The following is a 14,648-nucleotide window of genomic DNA, read 5'->3' on the forward strand; positions in this document are numbered from 1 at the left end:
TATGAATTATAGCGAAATTTTTAAACCGCGAACTAAACGTAAAATTTAAAGCTATCCAGCTGAGAAATGAGCTCGTCAAAGAGCTTTTTGGAGTTTTGCAGCAGCCTATTATCGGCCTTGTTTTGCTCCATCAGCCTATCAAAAAGCTTTAGCGTACCGTCCGCGATAAAATTTTTATGATTTGCGTCTTTTATCTCGGGAAGCTCTTTGCGAAGGGAGTTTGCGAGATTCGTCACGCGCGAAAATATCGGATTTTCGCCCTCTTTGACGTTTTTCATAAATTTATCGATGCTAGGCGCTATCTTTTCTAGAGTGGCTGCCAGCTCCTCTTTATCGCGAGCGTCCAGTCCGTCGCCTTTATACGAGAAGCTATATCCGTACTCGTGCGTGAGAGTGAGCGCGGATGCCGATGCGCCGGCTGTTTTGACACTAGCGTAATCTATGGTTTTGTTGTCGTACATTTTTAGATTTATCTCGTCGCCGCTGCTGGTTTTAAAGCTAAAATCAAAGCTGTTTAGGCTCGCGCTTTGGTAGTTTTGTAGTTTCATATTTTTGCCGTCCTTTTGGCTTTATATCGGCTAAATTTCTTTTTTCTTAATACCCCTTGCGCTAAAATCACGCAAAAAAGGATGAAAATGTGCTGTTTTGCCGCGCGCGTATTTTTGCTCATTAGCGCGACCGTTTTGAGCTTTGTTTTGCATGGATTTTTCCCGCAAATTCCCGTCGTCGCGTTTTATTTTTTGCTGGCAAATTTGATCTCGCTTGCGATATTTTCGCTATTTTTCGCGGGTAAACTTCCAAGCTTTGTTAAACCCGCAGCGGTGCACTATTTTAGCTTTATCGGCGGCTTTGCGGCGGGGCTCGGGGCGGCTTTACTTAGACGCGAAAAAGCGGGAGCTAAATTTGTCAAAATCGAGCTTTTTATCTTTGCTTTTTGGCTGATTTTAGCTTGCTTTTTGGCGCTAAATTTTAGCCGGCTGTCGGCAAATTTGACTCAAATTTTTAGCGCTTAAGGCGGATAAAATGGATGAGAAAATTTTAAAATTTATCCGCAAAATGCACCTGCTTAGCCTTGCGGTTTTAGATGACGGCAAGCCCTATTGCGCGAGCTGCTTTTACGCCTTTGACGAGGGAAATTTGGCTTTTATCGTGGCAGGCGGCGAGGAGAGCGCTCACGTGAAGGCGTTTTTAGCTGAACCTAACGTAGCCGGCACGGTAGCGCTTGATACGAAGGTGGTGGGCAAGATAGAGGGCGTGCAGTTTCGCGCTCTAGCCGCTCCCGCGACCGCGCAGCAAGGCAAAATTTACTTCGCGCGCTTTCCTTACGCTTTGGCGATGAACCCGAGCCTTTATAGTTTGAGTCTGGGCTGGGTTAAATTTACGCATAATGCGCTGGGGTTTGGGGGGAAAATAATCTGGCAAAGAGAACAAATTTAATAAAACGGCTTGTCTCGCGAGCGCTTTTCTGAGATTTTGCAAAATTTTCGCTTCGCAGGCTACATGCCTAGCGCACGCTCAATTTTGCTTTAAAACTCGAAAAATCATCTCACGATACTTCGCCTTTATTGCTTTACTTCCAAATTTACAGTCAAATTTGTAAATTTCAGCTTCAAATTTGAATATAAAAAGTCAAGGCGAAGTATTTTTTCTTTAGACGAGGCGGAAATGAGCCGAGCGAGGGCGCGTATACGAAATACGTAACCGAGCTTCGGCGAAATTTCTAACGATGTATAAAGGAAAAAGACAAGCCGCCGAAATTGCTTAATTAAATATATCAAGTTTTTTATCGTATTCTTTTGTTACTACGCCAAAAAACCCAAGCAACGAACTAAAAACATTATCGTGCGAGACGGCGTCGTCTTTTTGCGCGCGCAGACGAGATAGCATGGCTTTATCGTTCGTATACGCCATCATCGGGATGTGCTTTTGCGTCTCGGGCGCGATGGCGTAGGGCATGCCGTGCAGGTAGATGCCGTTTTCGCCCAGGCTCTCGCCGTGATCGGAGAAGTACCAAACCGCGCTTTTATCGCCGCCCGCATCCTTGACCGCCTTTATCACCTCGTCGATAAAAAAATCCGTAAAAAGCAGCGTGTTGTCGTAGGTATTTACGATGCTCTCGCTCTCGCAGGAGCTAAGCTCGCTCGTATCGCAAGTCGGGGTAAATTTGCGAAATTCGCTCGGATAGCGGGCGTGATATGCCGGGCCGTGCGAGCCTTGCAGGTGTAGGACGATGATCTCGTTTTGCGCGAGATTTTCGAGGCGTTTTTTGAAGGAAGGTAGCATATTCGTATCGTATCCTGCGTCAAAGTACTCGACGTCGCCGGCGTCCAAGCGGCCGCAAACGCCCTTACATTTGCCCGAGTTGTTGCCCAGCCACACGACCTTGACGCCGACGCGTTTTAAGATATCAAGCGCGTTTTCGCTAAATTCTTTGCTGCTATATTCCCTTCTCGTGGATTTTGAAAACAAGCACGGTAGCGAAACCGCCGTAGCCGTTCCGCACGAGCGAGCGTCGTTGAAATAGACCAAATTGGGCTCCTTTTTCGTGTAGAAATTCGTATCGTTTTTGGCGTAGCCGCCGAGCGAATAGTTTTTCGCGCGGGCCGTTTCGCCGACGATTAGCACCATTAGCCGTCGCTCGTTGCTGGGCCTCATCGTCGCGTCTAGACCGATTTGTTTAAATTCGGGCTTAAAAAACTCGAGTTTTATGTATTTTTGCGCCGCGTAAATCGGATAAAACGGCAGGTTGTAGGCTCTGATGAAGCTGTTTTCTCGAAAAAACGGGATGATAGATTTGGTCTGAGGCAAAAATAGCGCCGCCGCGAGAGCCAAGAAGCCTGCAAATGCTGTAAATTTGACCTTTAGATGCCGCTTTGCGCCGTCATACTCGATCCTTGTAAAAGCGACTAGAAAGCAGGGCAAAACGCCCAGAAATAGCATGTAGCAAACGAGTTTTGGATTTAAAAAGCTTAATACCTCGCCCGCGTCCGTTTGCGCGACGTTTCTTATCATTTCGCTATCGATTATGATACCGTAGCTTTGCATGAAGTAGCTGCTGCCGCACGTAATCGCAATCGCCGCGATGCTAACGGGCTTAGCTAGATATGGTAAAAAAACGAGCGAAAAGAGCGCGCAAAGTAGCGAAAAATAGATAACCGGCAGGCTAGCGGCCATCGGCGCGTCCGCGTCAAAACTAAGCTTTGAGTAGGCGAATTTAAATAAAGCGAAATTTAGCGCGGCGATAAAAACGGCGTTTAAAAGCGTAAATTTAAACCAAGAAATACGTAGCTTCATAGCTTTCCTAATATTGATAATAAGAGTGAAACTTTATCCAAAAAAAGCTTAAAGCTTTAGTCGCTCGGCGTAAAATTTGAGGGTTTTGCTTTTGGGTGCAGCGAGGCAAATTTACGAAAGTAAGATAAATTTGACGGCGTAGATTTTGGAGCGGTTTGATGCGTAACGCATAACGATGACGGGCAAATTTGAGTTAAAATTCGAGCTTCTAAATTTAGCTTTTCGGCACTTGTTTTTTAAAGCTTGCCGTAAAAATTTATCGCAAATTTGACAGTCGCTCGGTCCTTAAATTTACTCGCCAAACGCAAGCGCAAGTAGCGTCCACGCCCAAGTTATCGCAGCCGTGCCGATAGAGAGGCAAACGGCGGCGGAGGCGCAGTCTTTGGCGATTTTGGCTAGCGGATGAAAATCGGGCGAAACAAGGTCCACTACCGCTTCAATCGCGGTATTTAGGCACTCGCAGATCAAAACGAGGCCGAAAACGGCGATCAGTAGGGCGTGCTGTGCGGCGGAAACGGGTAAAAATAGCGAAACTAGCGCGAGCGGAACGATTACGCAAAGCTCAAAGCGAAACGCCGCCTCGTTTTTTAGCATCGCGGCAAGCCCCTCGAATGCAAATTTGGAGTTTTTGAAAAAGTTGTATTTGGGTTTCATATTTTGCCTTTAAATTTGCGCAATGATAGCGTAAATTTGCTTTATAAGGCGCTTTTGCGGACGACGAAGTTATCTAAAATAAACTAAAAGGCGGCCGAATTTACCGTTCAAATTTGATCAAATCCGGCCTGCGTAAATTTACTCCTCGGAAATCTTTGAAGTCCTATAAAGCAGCGCAAACGCCGCCGCTCCGATAACCGCAAAGCTCGCAACCATCGGCAGTAGCGTGCCATCAAACAGCTGCCCGGTCGCGACCCCGATAGGAAGCGAGATAAAGGTCGAAGCCGAGCCGATCAGCGCAGCCGCCATGCCCGCGATCTTGCCCATTGGCTCCATCGCCATCGCGTTTAGGTTACCGAAAAGTATGCTCACGCAAAAAAAGCTACTCATGCAAAACGCCATAAAAGCCCACAGCGGCGGCACTCCGTCATACGCGACGACGACGGGCAAAAACGCGACCGCGATAACGCAAAACGTCCCCATAGCGCGCATGCTGAGGTAGCGCATGCCGTAGATCATCACGAGCTTTGCGTTTATCATCGACGCGGCGCCCAGAGCTAGGGCGTTTATCGCAAAGTAGATAGGAAACTCCTCGCCCAGCTTGTAACTCACCTCGAAAATCTGCTGAGCGGTGCTGATATAGCTCAAAAACATCCCGAAAATCAGCCCCAAAACGATCGTATAGCCTGCGGTTCGCCTGTTTTTCACGACGTGCGCGGCTTCGCTTTTTATCAAATTTAGGCTAAATTTATTGCGATTTTGCGCAGGCAGGGTCTCGCTCTGACGCAGTCCAAACCACGCTAGGCACGCAAGCCCCATAAAAGTGAGCATCAAAAATATGCTGCGCCAATTATAAATTTTAAAAATAAAGCCGCCGATGATGGGAGCTAGTGCGGGCACGATGATGAAGACGGCTGCAATAAAGCTCATCACGCGAGCCATCGCGCGCCCCTCGTAAAGATCGCGGATAAGCGCCATCGCGATGATCCTAGGGCCTGCAGCGCCTAGTCCCTGGAAAAATCTGCTCGCTAAAAGCGCGCTAAAATCGCTCGTGACGACCGAAATAAAGGAGCTTGCCGTAAATATCGCAAGCGCTAGCAGTACGGCGTTTCGTCGCCCGATAAAGTCGCTAAGCGGCCCGTAAAATATCTGACCGACGGCAAAGCCCGCAAACATCGAGGAGATGACGAGCTGGGTTTGATTTATCTGTGTCACGCCAAGATCCAGGCCGATCTGCATGAGAGCAGGCAGCATCGCGTCTGTACTCATCGCTCCAAGCGAGGTTAAAAGCGCCATAAGCGCGATAAATTCTACGAAAGGTAAGGTTTTGGGGATAAATTTCATCTTAAATTCCGCTTTTTTGGATTTGGAGGCGATTGTATAAAAAATAAGCTTAAATTTTGAGGTCGGTTTAGGTAAAAATTTGTGTCGGTTTAAATTTAATTTATCTAAAGCGCAGATTCAAATTTGGAGATTAAATTTAAGTCCGTGCGAGTAAAATCGGCTAAATTTAACGCTTTAGCGAACGGCGGTTTAAAATAGTAAGCTGTGAAAATCTCAAACGATCACGATAATGGTATGGAACCGACACGATCATTATCGCTAAATTTAATAACCGAGTCGAACGAATTTATGCCAAACCTTGGTTGTAAATTCGTAGGATAATATCTATGTTTAAATTTTATTAGGATGTACAAAAATCTACATCTAAATTTACTGTAACATTTAAAAATAAAAACATAATGAAGTCGGTTGATTTTATTAAAGTGATTTAGATTATAAAATATTAGGATGGTGGTTAGAGGCAGAATCGAACTATTAAGTATTTCTTAAGATTTATCTTGATTTATAAAGCCCTAAAATACGGCATTCCAAGTTTTATATAAGTTTATTATAATTGCTAAGTATGTCTAAATAGATGGCACCCAATATGGTACCCATTTAAAAATTAAAGATCTGCGTGTTTTATTTCGACATGCAGATTTTAAATCCGTATGTTTATCTTTTTGGATTAATATATTTTAAGTTATATATTTTATACTTAATAAAATTTAAGGATATTGTATACAGGTAATATTAAGCAAGCGATGCAATAGTGTAGAGCTCAGAATGCTAAATAATATTTTTCGCGAGCTTAGGATAAGTTACATTAATCAAATATAAAAGTAGAAAAACGGAAAATCGAAGAGCCTACAATGGATAAAAGATAAAAAACTAATTAAGTTACTAGAAGACATTACTGCGGAAATTTGTATAGCGAAAATGATGTAAGTAGCGCAGATTGCAAAGAATAGATATAAGCTATTTGTCAGATACAGGCGATATAATACGGATAGACTTTAGCCTTTAAACAGAGTACGAATAAGCTAGAAGACGTTCTATTGTAGTGTTAAAGCTATTATATAATGAAAAACAATCTTGCTTATTTGCGCGCCACTAACTACAAAAATCAAAGGCTATCTTTTTGAAGCCATCATAAAAGGCGAAAAAGATAACGTAGCGTTAGTGCAGCACTATGCAAAAAGTCTTAATTAGCAAGCTGGAAATGTTGCTTATCAAGGTAGTATTTTGCCGTACGATAGAGGAGGCAAAAGAAAAAGTTGGATTGTTTTTTGGAAATATGATGAAAAATTTCTAAAATAAATACAAGTGTTATATTATGAATTGGAATAATATTATAAGTTTAAATGGCTCGCAAAATAATGCCTTTGAAGAGCTTGTTTGTCAGCTAGCAAGTTTGGAATTTTCTAAAGATGGTAAATTTATCAAAGTAGGGAATCCTGATGCTGGAGTCGAGTGTTATACAATAAAAGAAAATGGTGATGAGATTGGATTTCAGGCGAAGTATTTTTTATCAACGCCACAACAAACTCAATGGAATCAACTTGATAGCTCTATAAAAACGGCACTCGAAAAGCACCCAAATTTAAAGTCATATTATGTGGCTATTCCTATTGATAGAGCTGATCCTAGAATGGATAATAAGGAATCATTTAAAGATAAATGGGAAAAATGGGTCAAAAAATGGCAAGATAAGGCTAGGAGCGATTATTCTAAAGAGATAGATATTGTTTATTGGGGAAGCCATGAATTAATTAAAATGCTTAAAGATGAAAAAAGCACGGGATTAGTTAAGTATTTTTTTGGAGAGATTGACTTATCTAATAATATACAAAATGATAATGCCATAAAGAGCTTGGGAGCTAGGTATTCACCGCAAATTAGTATTGAGCTTGAAATTTATAAATATTTTAAAATTTTTGATGAGAACTCACAGTATTTAGCAAAAATAAGAAGCAAATTCTTTGAAATTTATAATAAATTTTGTAAAGATTTCATTTTACTTACAAGCGTTCGAAGTGAATTAAAAAATGAAGTTAATTTGATTAAACAATTTGTATCAAATTTGAATTTTGCCAATTTTGACTATGATAAATTTGAAAGACTTCTTGATGGTATTCAAAAAATTATATTTAAAAATGATTTGGTTTCAATAATTTCATCTGGCGAAGAATCCAATGAAGATAAATTCCAAGATAACATATATGATTTTTACAATTTTATTAGAGAAAATAAAAAAATATTACAAATTACTAAAGATCGTTGTTTGATATTATGCGGTGATGCAGGAGTTGGCAAATCGCATCTGTTTGCGGACATAATTAAACAAAGAGCCAAAAATAACCAACAATCCATACTTATTTTAGGTCAGCATCTTATAGAGATTAAAGATCCATGGGCGCAAATTTTAAATTTGCTTGGTTTTGCAAAATTTAATAAATATGAATTTCTTGGAGCGCTCAACTCAAAGGCGCAGGCAAATTCTCACAAAATTATTATTTTTATAGATGCGATAAATGAGGGTGCCGGCAAAGATTTTTGGAGAAATTTTATTATAAGTTTTATAGAAGATATTAAAAAATATGAGTGGTTGAGCGTGGCTTTTAGTATAAGGAGTTCTTACTTTAAGTATATGATACCAAAAGAGATATCTAAAAATTGCGTAATTCATCATGAGGGTTTTAGCGGCGTAGAATACGATGCTATGCGGGTGTTTTTTGATTATTATAAGCTGCCGCATCCGACAATACCGCTACTAAATCCTGAATTTTCAAATCCGCTATTTTTAAAAATATTTTGCAAGGGAGTATCAAATGACAAATCATATCAATATAAGTCATTAAATTTTTTTGATGTGATTAAACTGTATATAGATAATGTAGAGTGCAATTTTTTACAAAAATATCCAAATTGCAAAAGTTTAAAACTGATACAAAAGGTGATTAATGTAGTAGTTTCATTAATATTGCAAGAAAAACATGGCTTAGTCGAATATGAAAAGGCACTTATCCAAGTCAATGAAAGGCTAAATCCGTTTTGTGTTAATGGAGATTTTTTAGATGATTTGATAAGTGAAGGTCTTTTTGCTAAAAATATATTGGAAGATACTGAATATATCTACTTTGCATATGAAAAGCTGGGTGATTATCTTTTGGCTAATTACTTTATAGAAAAACTAGATAAAGATAATTTAAAAGATAGCTTTATAGATAATATTTCGCCATATATAAATTCTAATTTATATTATCGCAGGGGTATAATTGAGGCGTTTAGCGTGCTTATACCTGAAAAATTTAATGGCACTGAGATATATGAATTATTAGAACCAGATAATATGGTGGTGATTGATTGTTTTTTAAAAAGTTTGCCATACAGAGGTGCTTCTATACCGCAAAGCACAGTAGAACGAGTGCGAAAAAATATTTCTAATGAAAATTTTAATGCTGATATTTTTTATATGCTCTACTCATGTGCTACCTTGCCAAATCATCCTTTTAATGCTGAGTTTATGTTTAATTATTTGTCTAAATTTAGCATGAAAGAAAGAGATTTGTTTTTTATGGCTATACTAAATAAAATTTATCTTGATACAGATATGAATCCTATAGTTAGACTGATAGATTGGTGTTGGTCTAATAAAGATAAAAGTTATATAGATGATGAGTCCATTTTTTTAGTAGCTATTGCTATTACTTGGCTTTTTTGTACATCAAATAGAAGGCTAAGAGACTCTGCCACAAAGGCGTTGATTTGTATTTTGATTGATAGAGCAAATTTGATTTTAAAATTACTACAAAAATTTAAAGATATTGATGAATCTTATATAAGCGAAAGATTGTTTGCTGTGACTTATGGTGCCTTAGTGAAAACAGCTCAAACTAGGTATTTTAAAGAGCTTGGAGAGTATATTTATAATCAAATTTTCAATAAAGATGAAGTATATCCGCATATATTATTAAGAGATTACGCTAGAAATTCTATTGATTTTATAATAAAAAAGGGCATAAATTTGGATATTATTATTGATAAAGTATATCCGCCATATAAAAGCTATTTTCCGTCATTAAAAGAACTGCCATCAAATGAAGAGATTAAAAAATATGAGGATAGGGATAAAAATTATCATCAAAGTAGGATAATATCATCAATGGCAACTGAAAAAGGTATCAACGGATATATGTATGGTGATTTTGGAAGATATGTTTTTGAAAGTGCTTTATATGATTTTGAATGCAAAGATAGTGCAGGACTTATAAGTAATTATGCTATAAAAAATATCTTTGAAAAGTATGGCTATGATGGCGAATATTTTGATAAAGCAGAAAATGATATAAAGGATAGAACAAAATATGATTTAAATAGATATAAGTATACGATAGAAAGAGTCGGTAAAAAATATCAATGGATTTCATTTTATGAGACAATGGCACGCATAACCGATAATTTTAAAATGTATGTAGGATATGGCGATGATAAAAAGGAGGTAAAATATATAGGAGCTTTTGAACCTTATGTAAGAGATATTGATCCTACGATACTTTTAAAAAACTATGAAAGAAATAACACTTTTGCTAAAAAGTTTTGGTGGGACGCTGAATATAATTTTGCCTGGGATATGGAAAATAAAAAATGGCTAGAGTATGAAAAAGATTTGCCAAATTTAAGTGATATTTTAGAGCGTAAAAACGATAAAGAACAGTGGTTTACTTTAAGTTTGTACCAAAAATTTATCGAACCTCTTGATACTGAAGATATTTTAAGCATAGCTCACAAGGATGTTAAGTTATTTATTAGAAGTTATATAGTTAAAAAACATGATATAACTAGATTTGCTAAAACATTAAATGATAAGCCTAGCCTAATTTATAATTTGATTGATTTGCCACATTGTTACAAGATATTTAATATGGAGCATTACGACTATGCAACATATGATGCACTAAAAGATGATTATCTATTTGAGTGGTTTAAAATAGAAGGTATAGATGTAGCAAATACAACAATTGAATATTTTTGGGAAGAAGAATTTGATGTTTCCAAAGGTGATGTTTTTCAAATATGTAAGCCGTCTAAAATTTTATATGATGGGCTTGGACTTAAATATTCCAAAAAAGATATATATTTTTTAGATAAAGATGGCAATACTGTTTGTTTTGACCCAAGTTCAGACAATCAAACCGCGCAGCGACTATTGATTAAAAAAGATAAATTAAATGAATTTTTAAATGTTTGTAATATATGTATTGTTTGGATTATATCTGGTGAAAAGATGGTTTTTACAACAGATAATAGTGATTTAGGTCGTTTATATTTTAATGGATATGCATTTTTTGATACTGATGGAAAATTAAAAAAGTATATCAATAAGCAATTTGAAAAACATTTCAATTAGTAAAGGTAAATAGAGATATGTATGAATGAATAAATTTCCCCAATGAATAATCTTTTAAAATGCTTTTAGCATATTTGCTAAATCAGAAAACTAAGATTTTTGTTTTTAAATAATATAAACATATACCAAACTATATAACTTTTGATGATGTAAATGTATGTTAATTTGCTAAGAATGATTCAAAGAATTTTATAAAACATCCAAAAGCCTATTATTATAGAATGTATACATATGGCTTATGGTAACTCAGTTAGTTTAAACCGTTAAAAAATAGATAAGACAGATATCATAAGTAACTTTAATAAACAGAAATTTTAAGGATAAAATTTAAATAAAATACCATATTATAATATAAACGTTCATAGACGTTGACAATTTAAATTTTTCATGCTAATATATCTCAATATTGTCTACGCTTATAGACAATTACACAAAGGAATAAAGATGTTAAATTTAATAGAACAGTATCAAGAAAGATTTCTTAAAAATTTTAATACAACATACAAGCGTTATCTATATAATGAAATTGATTTTAATGAAAAGCTTATCGGTATATTAGGGGCTCGTGGTACCGGTAAGACTACGATGCTATTTCAAAGGCTGATTGAATTAAAATCTCAAAACAAAAAGACTCTATACATAAGTCTTGATTATCCGTTTCTAGGTTCTGCTAGTCTTAGCGAACTTGCCTTTGAGTTTGTAGATAGCGGCGGCGAGTATTTGTTGTTGGATGAAGTGCATAAATACGAAGATTTTGCCGCACATCTAAAAACTATATACGATATGAGTCCTTTAAATGTAATTTTTACTGGTTCATCGGCGGCAAGCATACTAAATGCAAAGAGCGATTTATCGCGTAGAGTTAGCGTATTTAGCCTAGAAGGACTTAGTTTTAGGGAGTTTTTGGAGCTTGAAAACGGTATAGTAATAGATAAATTTAGCCTAGAAACTATACTAAAAGACCATCAAGCAATAGTAGATGACTTAAAAATAAAGCAAAATCAATTTAAAAAATATCTCAAATTTGGCTACTATCCATTTTACTTTAATAAGCAAAGCTTATACTACGAAAGCTTGCTAAATACGATTAATCTAAGTATAGACGTAGATCTAACGTCTCTTGGACTAGTTGAGCAAAAATACACATATAAGCTCAAAAAACTGCTTGAAGTGGTTTGCCAAAGCGAGCCGTTTGAGGTGAATTATACTAAAATCGCAGCTCTTGCCGAGATAAGCAGAGCCAAACTATATGATTATATTGCCTATTTAAACGATGCAAGACTAATAAACATGGTAGATGAGCAAAGTAGGGGGCTTAGTAAGCTAGTAAAACCGGCAAAAATATATATGAATAATACAAATTTAATTTACGCTTACGGCGATGATTGTAAGGCGGGCACCATAAGAGAGACTTTTTTTGCTAATCAACTAAGGGTAAAACATAGGCTAAATATCCCAAAGCAAGGCGACTTTATTGTAGATGATAAATTTATATTTGAAGTGGGCGGAAAAAATAAGAGCTTTGAACAGATAAAGGATATCTCAGACTCATATATAGCCGCCGATGAAATAGAGATCGGAAGCGGCAATAAAATACCGCTTTGGTTGTTTGGATTGTTGTATTAGGCGTTAAAATGGCGATCAATAAATGTGATTATAAAAAGGTCGAAACCTGCTTATTTATACATAAGCTAAAACCAAACGTCTTTTTGCTAAGAAAGGTTATAGGCAGTAAATACTTCACAAAAGTGCTTACACTAGATACTCGTAGCGGATGGAGCAAGAGAGAATATAAAAACGAAGCCAAAAAAGAGCTTGTAAAGTGGCTAGAGGGCGTAAGCAAGCAGGCAAAGCGGCTAAAATTTCAAGATACTACCAAGGTTAATGATTTGTTTGAGCCGTGGAAAGGCAAAAAGGATATCGGCAAAAAGTCGGTAGCTAGCGATATAGCATTTTATGAAACTTATTTGCAAGATAGTATAGGCAAAGGGATCGTAGTGGATTTATAGCCGCACAGATAGATGGCGCTACATACAACCTAATGCATGTCGGAAAATTTAATAATATAACGAGAAAAATACAGCTGCCGTCAAAAGCACACAGCATATGATAATACAAGACGAATTTTAGGTGAGATGTTTGACATAGCGCTTTGCAATCAGCTAATAGTAGTAAATCCTTGCGCTCTGCTAACGAAAATAGCTAAAACGACCAGAAAAACGATAGTAAAAGATGCGATCGGTAAATTTTATAAGCTAAAAACGGCTATTTTAGAACTTTATAAAGACGATCCGTTTTGGAGGGGATTTTTCTTATTTTGTTTGTATGGTGGGCGAAAAGGAGAAGCAGCCAGCCTAAAATGGGAAAATGTTGATCTGGAAAACAACGTATATTACCTAATAGATACAAAAAACGGAAACGACTATAAAAAGACGCTTCCTTTGCTCGTAAAAGAAGCCATAACGCAAATACCGACCGATAGATGCGGCCTAGTATTTGCAAGCCCAAAAACTGGTGAGTCTATTAAAAATACGGATAGACAAAAAATGAAACTCGATAAATTTGTGGGTTTTGATGATTTTAAGCTACACGGCACTAGACACATAAGCGGTTCGGCACTCGAAGAACTTGGTGCAAATAGTGACATTATTAAAGATCATTTAACTCACAAAAGAGATGGTGTTATATATAAAAATTACGTAACTTACGATACCTATATAAATAGCTGTAAGGCTCTTGAGATGTTGGAGGGTATAGATGGACAATAGGGAAATTGAGGTAGATGGACTAGTTGTAGAATTTGATCCAGATTATGCTATAGATTTACTAGATTACTACACGTTTAGACACCCGTTTGAGATTTTTAGCGACAATTGCGTGTCTATTATTGGCTACTATGCGTATCTCTCTTTTTATGAGGCAAAATATGTTCTAAAGGATTTTTTCCAGAACTATGTCTTAAGAAAGAGAGGATGGTATCAAAATAGTTTAGACTCGCTCGAAAAAATGGCTACATATAATCCATCGGATATATCTTATATATACTCCAACGAAATATTATTAAAAATAGATAACATAAGAAAAAAATTAAGGCTCAATTAAACTTAAGCGGATTCTCTCTTATCAATTTTAACAGTTTCTGATATAAGTTTTCCTGTGTAGTTTTAGTATTATATCTAAATTCGCATTCCTTTAGGTGCAACAGAAAATTCTCTTTCTTTATCCCTTTAAATTTAGCTAGTCTATGTTTAGCGTATCCCCAGAAATTCTCAATGCCATTTATATGATTTTTACCATTAGCGAATTCATTCTTTGAATGTTTTACTCTGTAGTGTGCTTTAGCTCCATAATCAACCAAGCCATCGTAAGCTTTCCAACAATCTAAATATTTAGTAGAGCTATCAAGCTTGCTATATTGCGATAGTATGGGTATTAGTTCACTAGCAGAACAGTTTTTAACTAGTCTTGGTATAGACCTTACCGTCTCTTTTAAGCATACCGTTCTGCTCGCAGTAACGAGCGGTCTCGAGCCATTAGGCGACGGTAGCTAGCGAAGCGACGCTAAGCGAAGTTAAATACCGATTGCTTTCCACTTGCGCCTCTACCTCTTTTCTCAAAGAGAGTGCGAGCACAAGGCCTCTTACTCTTTTAGCTCCGAAGTAACTTTCATCAATCTCAAAGCGAAGCTTCTAGGCGAGCTTGCGAGCTGGAAATCTCACCGCTAAATTTGCTTATCTTTTCACACTCTTTAGACATAAGAATTCTTATTTCCCTAAAGATTTTACATAGCGTTACTTCTGAAATTTTAGTTAAATTTGATATCTTTGATGCTTCTATGTCTTCTGTAAAGTACTTGAGAATTTCTCTAAATTTCTTCTCTGAAATTCGGGAACGGACTATATATTTGTTTTTTAACTTCGCTACGCTCGTTACTTTTCAAGAACATAGTTCTCATCGTAACTTAATA

10 protein-coding genes and 1 pseudogene are annotated in these 14,648 nt (G+C 37.0%); 6 read left to right on the forward strand and 5 right to left on the reverse strand.

The window, feature by feature from the left end; translation table 11 throughout:
* Window positions 1–32: 32 nt before the first annotated feature.
* Window positions 33–548: a hypothetical protein gene (locus tag CRECT_RS02190; protein ID WP_004320492.1), complete on the reverse strand. Its 516-nt coding sequence runs from the start codon at window positions 546–548 to the stop codon at window positions 33–35.
* Between the two features lie 87 nt (window positions 549–635).
* Here CRECT_RS02190 and CRECT_RS02195 point away from each other — a divergent pair, with 87 nt between their 5' ends.
* Window positions 636–1,013: a hypothetical protein gene (locus CRECT_RS02195; protein ID WP_004320532.1), complete on the forward strand. Its 378-nt coding sequence runs from the start codon at window positions 636–638 to the stop codon at window positions 1,011–1,013.
* 10 nt (window positions 1,014–1,023) lie between these two features.
* A complete protein-coding gene (locus tag CRECT_RS02200; RefSeq protein WP_004320480.1) occupies window positions 1,024–1,437 on the forward strand; it encodes a pyridoxamine 5'-phosphate oxidase family protein in 414 nt (137 codons plus the stop codon).
* A 324-nt stretch (window positions 1,438–1,761) separates the two neighbouring features.
* On the opposite strand, the gene CRECT_RS02205 is transcribed toward CRECT_RS02200, so the two are convergent.
* The 3 genes from CRECT_RS02205 to CRECT_RS02215 all read right to left on the reverse strand — a co-directional run bounded on the left by CRECT_RS02205 (window position 1,762) and on the right by CRECT_RS02215 (window position 5,292).
* A complete protein-coding gene (locus CRECT_RS02205) occupies window positions 1,762–3,294 on the reverse strand; it encodes a phosphoethanolamine transferase (protein WP_004320547.1) in 1,533 nt (510 codons plus the stop codon).
* Window positions 3,295–3,585: 291 nt separating this feature from the next.
* Window positions 3,586–3,948, reverse strand: coding sequence for a diacylglycerol kinase (locus CRECT_RS02210; RefSeq protein ID WP_004320563.1), 363 nt, complete (start codon window positions 3,946–3,948; stop codon window positions 3,586–3,588).
* Between the two features lie 138 nt (window positions 3,949–4,086).
* Entirely contained in the window at window positions 4,087–5,292 is a 1,206-nt protein-coding gene (locus CRECT_RS02215; protein WP_004320522.1) for a multidrug effflux MFS transporter, read from the reverse strand.
* Between the two features lie 1,315 nt (window positions 5,293–6,607).
* On the opposite strand from CRECT_RS02215, the gene CRECT_RS02220 reads away from it, so the two are divergent.
* The 4 genes from CRECT_RS02220 (at window position 6,608) to CRECT_RS02235 (ending at window position 13,449) form a co-directional block, all read left to right on the forward strand.
* Complete coding sequence (locus CRECT_RS02220; RefSeq protein ID WP_004320557.1) at window positions 6,608–10,681, forward strand: ATP-binding protein; 4,074 nt, start codon at window positions 6,608–6,610, stop codon at window positions 10,679–10,681.
* A gap of 444 nt (window positions 10,682–11,125) precedes the next feature.
* Entirely contained in the window at window positions 11,126–12,307 is a 1,182-nt protein-coding gene (locus tag CRECT_RS02225; protein ID WP_004320550.1) for an ATP-binding protein, read from the forward strand.
* An 8-nt stretch (window positions 12,308–12,315) separates the two neighbouring features.
* Window positions 12,316–12,690: a hypothetical protein gene (locus CRECT_RS02230; protein WP_039888375.1), complete on the forward strand. Its 375-nt coding sequence runs from the start codon at window positions 12,316–12,318 to the stop codon at window positions 12,688–12,690.
* Between the two features lie 126 nt (window positions 12,691–12,816).
* Complete coding sequence (locus CRECT_RS02235; RefSeq protein WP_039888377.1) at window positions 12,817–13,449, forward strand: tyrosine-type recombinase/integrase; 633 nt, start codon at window positions 12,817–12,819, stop codon at window positions 13,447–13,449.
* Window positions 13,450–13,775: 326 nt separating this feature from the next.
* Here the strand turns inward: CRECT_RS02235 and CRECT_RS02240 are convergent.
* A pseudogene (locus tag CRECT_RS02240) lies at window positions 13,776–14,581 on the reverse strand (IS1595 family transposase).
* Window positions 14,582–14,648 lie beyond the last annotated feature (67 nt).

The organism is Campylobacter rectus (assembly GCF_004803795.1).
Classification (GTDB): Bacteria; Campylobacterota; Campylobacteria; order Campylobacterales; family Campylobacteraceae; genus Campylobacter_A; species Campylobacter_A rectus.

Excerpts from the sequence above, each read along its gene's own strand:
- CRECT_RS02190 (WP_004320492.1), bottom strand. The coding sequence starts at position 548 with ATGAAACTACAAAACTACCAAAGCGCGAGCCTAAACAGCTTTGATTTT.
- CRECT_RS02195 (WP_004320532.1), top strand. The coding sequence starts at position 636 with ATGTGCTGTTTTGCCGCGCGCGTATTTTTGCTCATTAGCGCGACCGTT.
- CRECT_RS02200 (WP_004320480.1), top strand. The coding sequence starts at position 1,024 with ATGGATGAGAAAATTTTAAAATTTATCCGCAAAATGCACCTGCTTAGC.
- CRECT_RS02205 (WP_004320547.1), bottom strand. The coding sequence starts at position 3,294 with ATGAAGCTACGTATTTCTTGGTTTAAATTTACGCTTTTAAACGCCGTT.
- CRECT_RS02210 (WP_004320563.1), bottom strand. The coding sequence starts at position 3,948 with ATGAAACCCAAATACAACTTTTTCAAAAACTCCAAATTTGCATTCGAG.
- CRECT_RS02215 (WP_004320522.1), bottom strand. The coding sequence starts at position 5,292 with ATGAAATTTATCCCCAAAACCTTACCTTTCGTAGAATTTATCGCGCTT.
- CRECT_RS02220 (WP_004320557.1), top strand. The coding sequence starts at position 6,608 with ATGAATTGGAATAATATTATAAGTTTAAATGGCTCGCAAAATAATGCC.
- CRECT_RS02225 (WP_004320550.1), top strand. The coding sequence starts at position 11,126 with ATGTTAAATTTAATAGAACAGTATCAAGAAAGATTTCTTAAAAATTTT.
- CRECT_RS02230 (WP_039888375.1), top strand. The coding sequence starts at position 12,316 with ATGGCGATCAATAAATGTGATTATAAAAAGGTCGAAACCTGCTTATTT.
- CRECT_RS02235 (WP_039888377.1), top strand. The coding sequence starts at position 12,817 with ATGTTTGACATAGCGCTTTGCAATCAGCTAATAGTAGTAAATCCTTGC.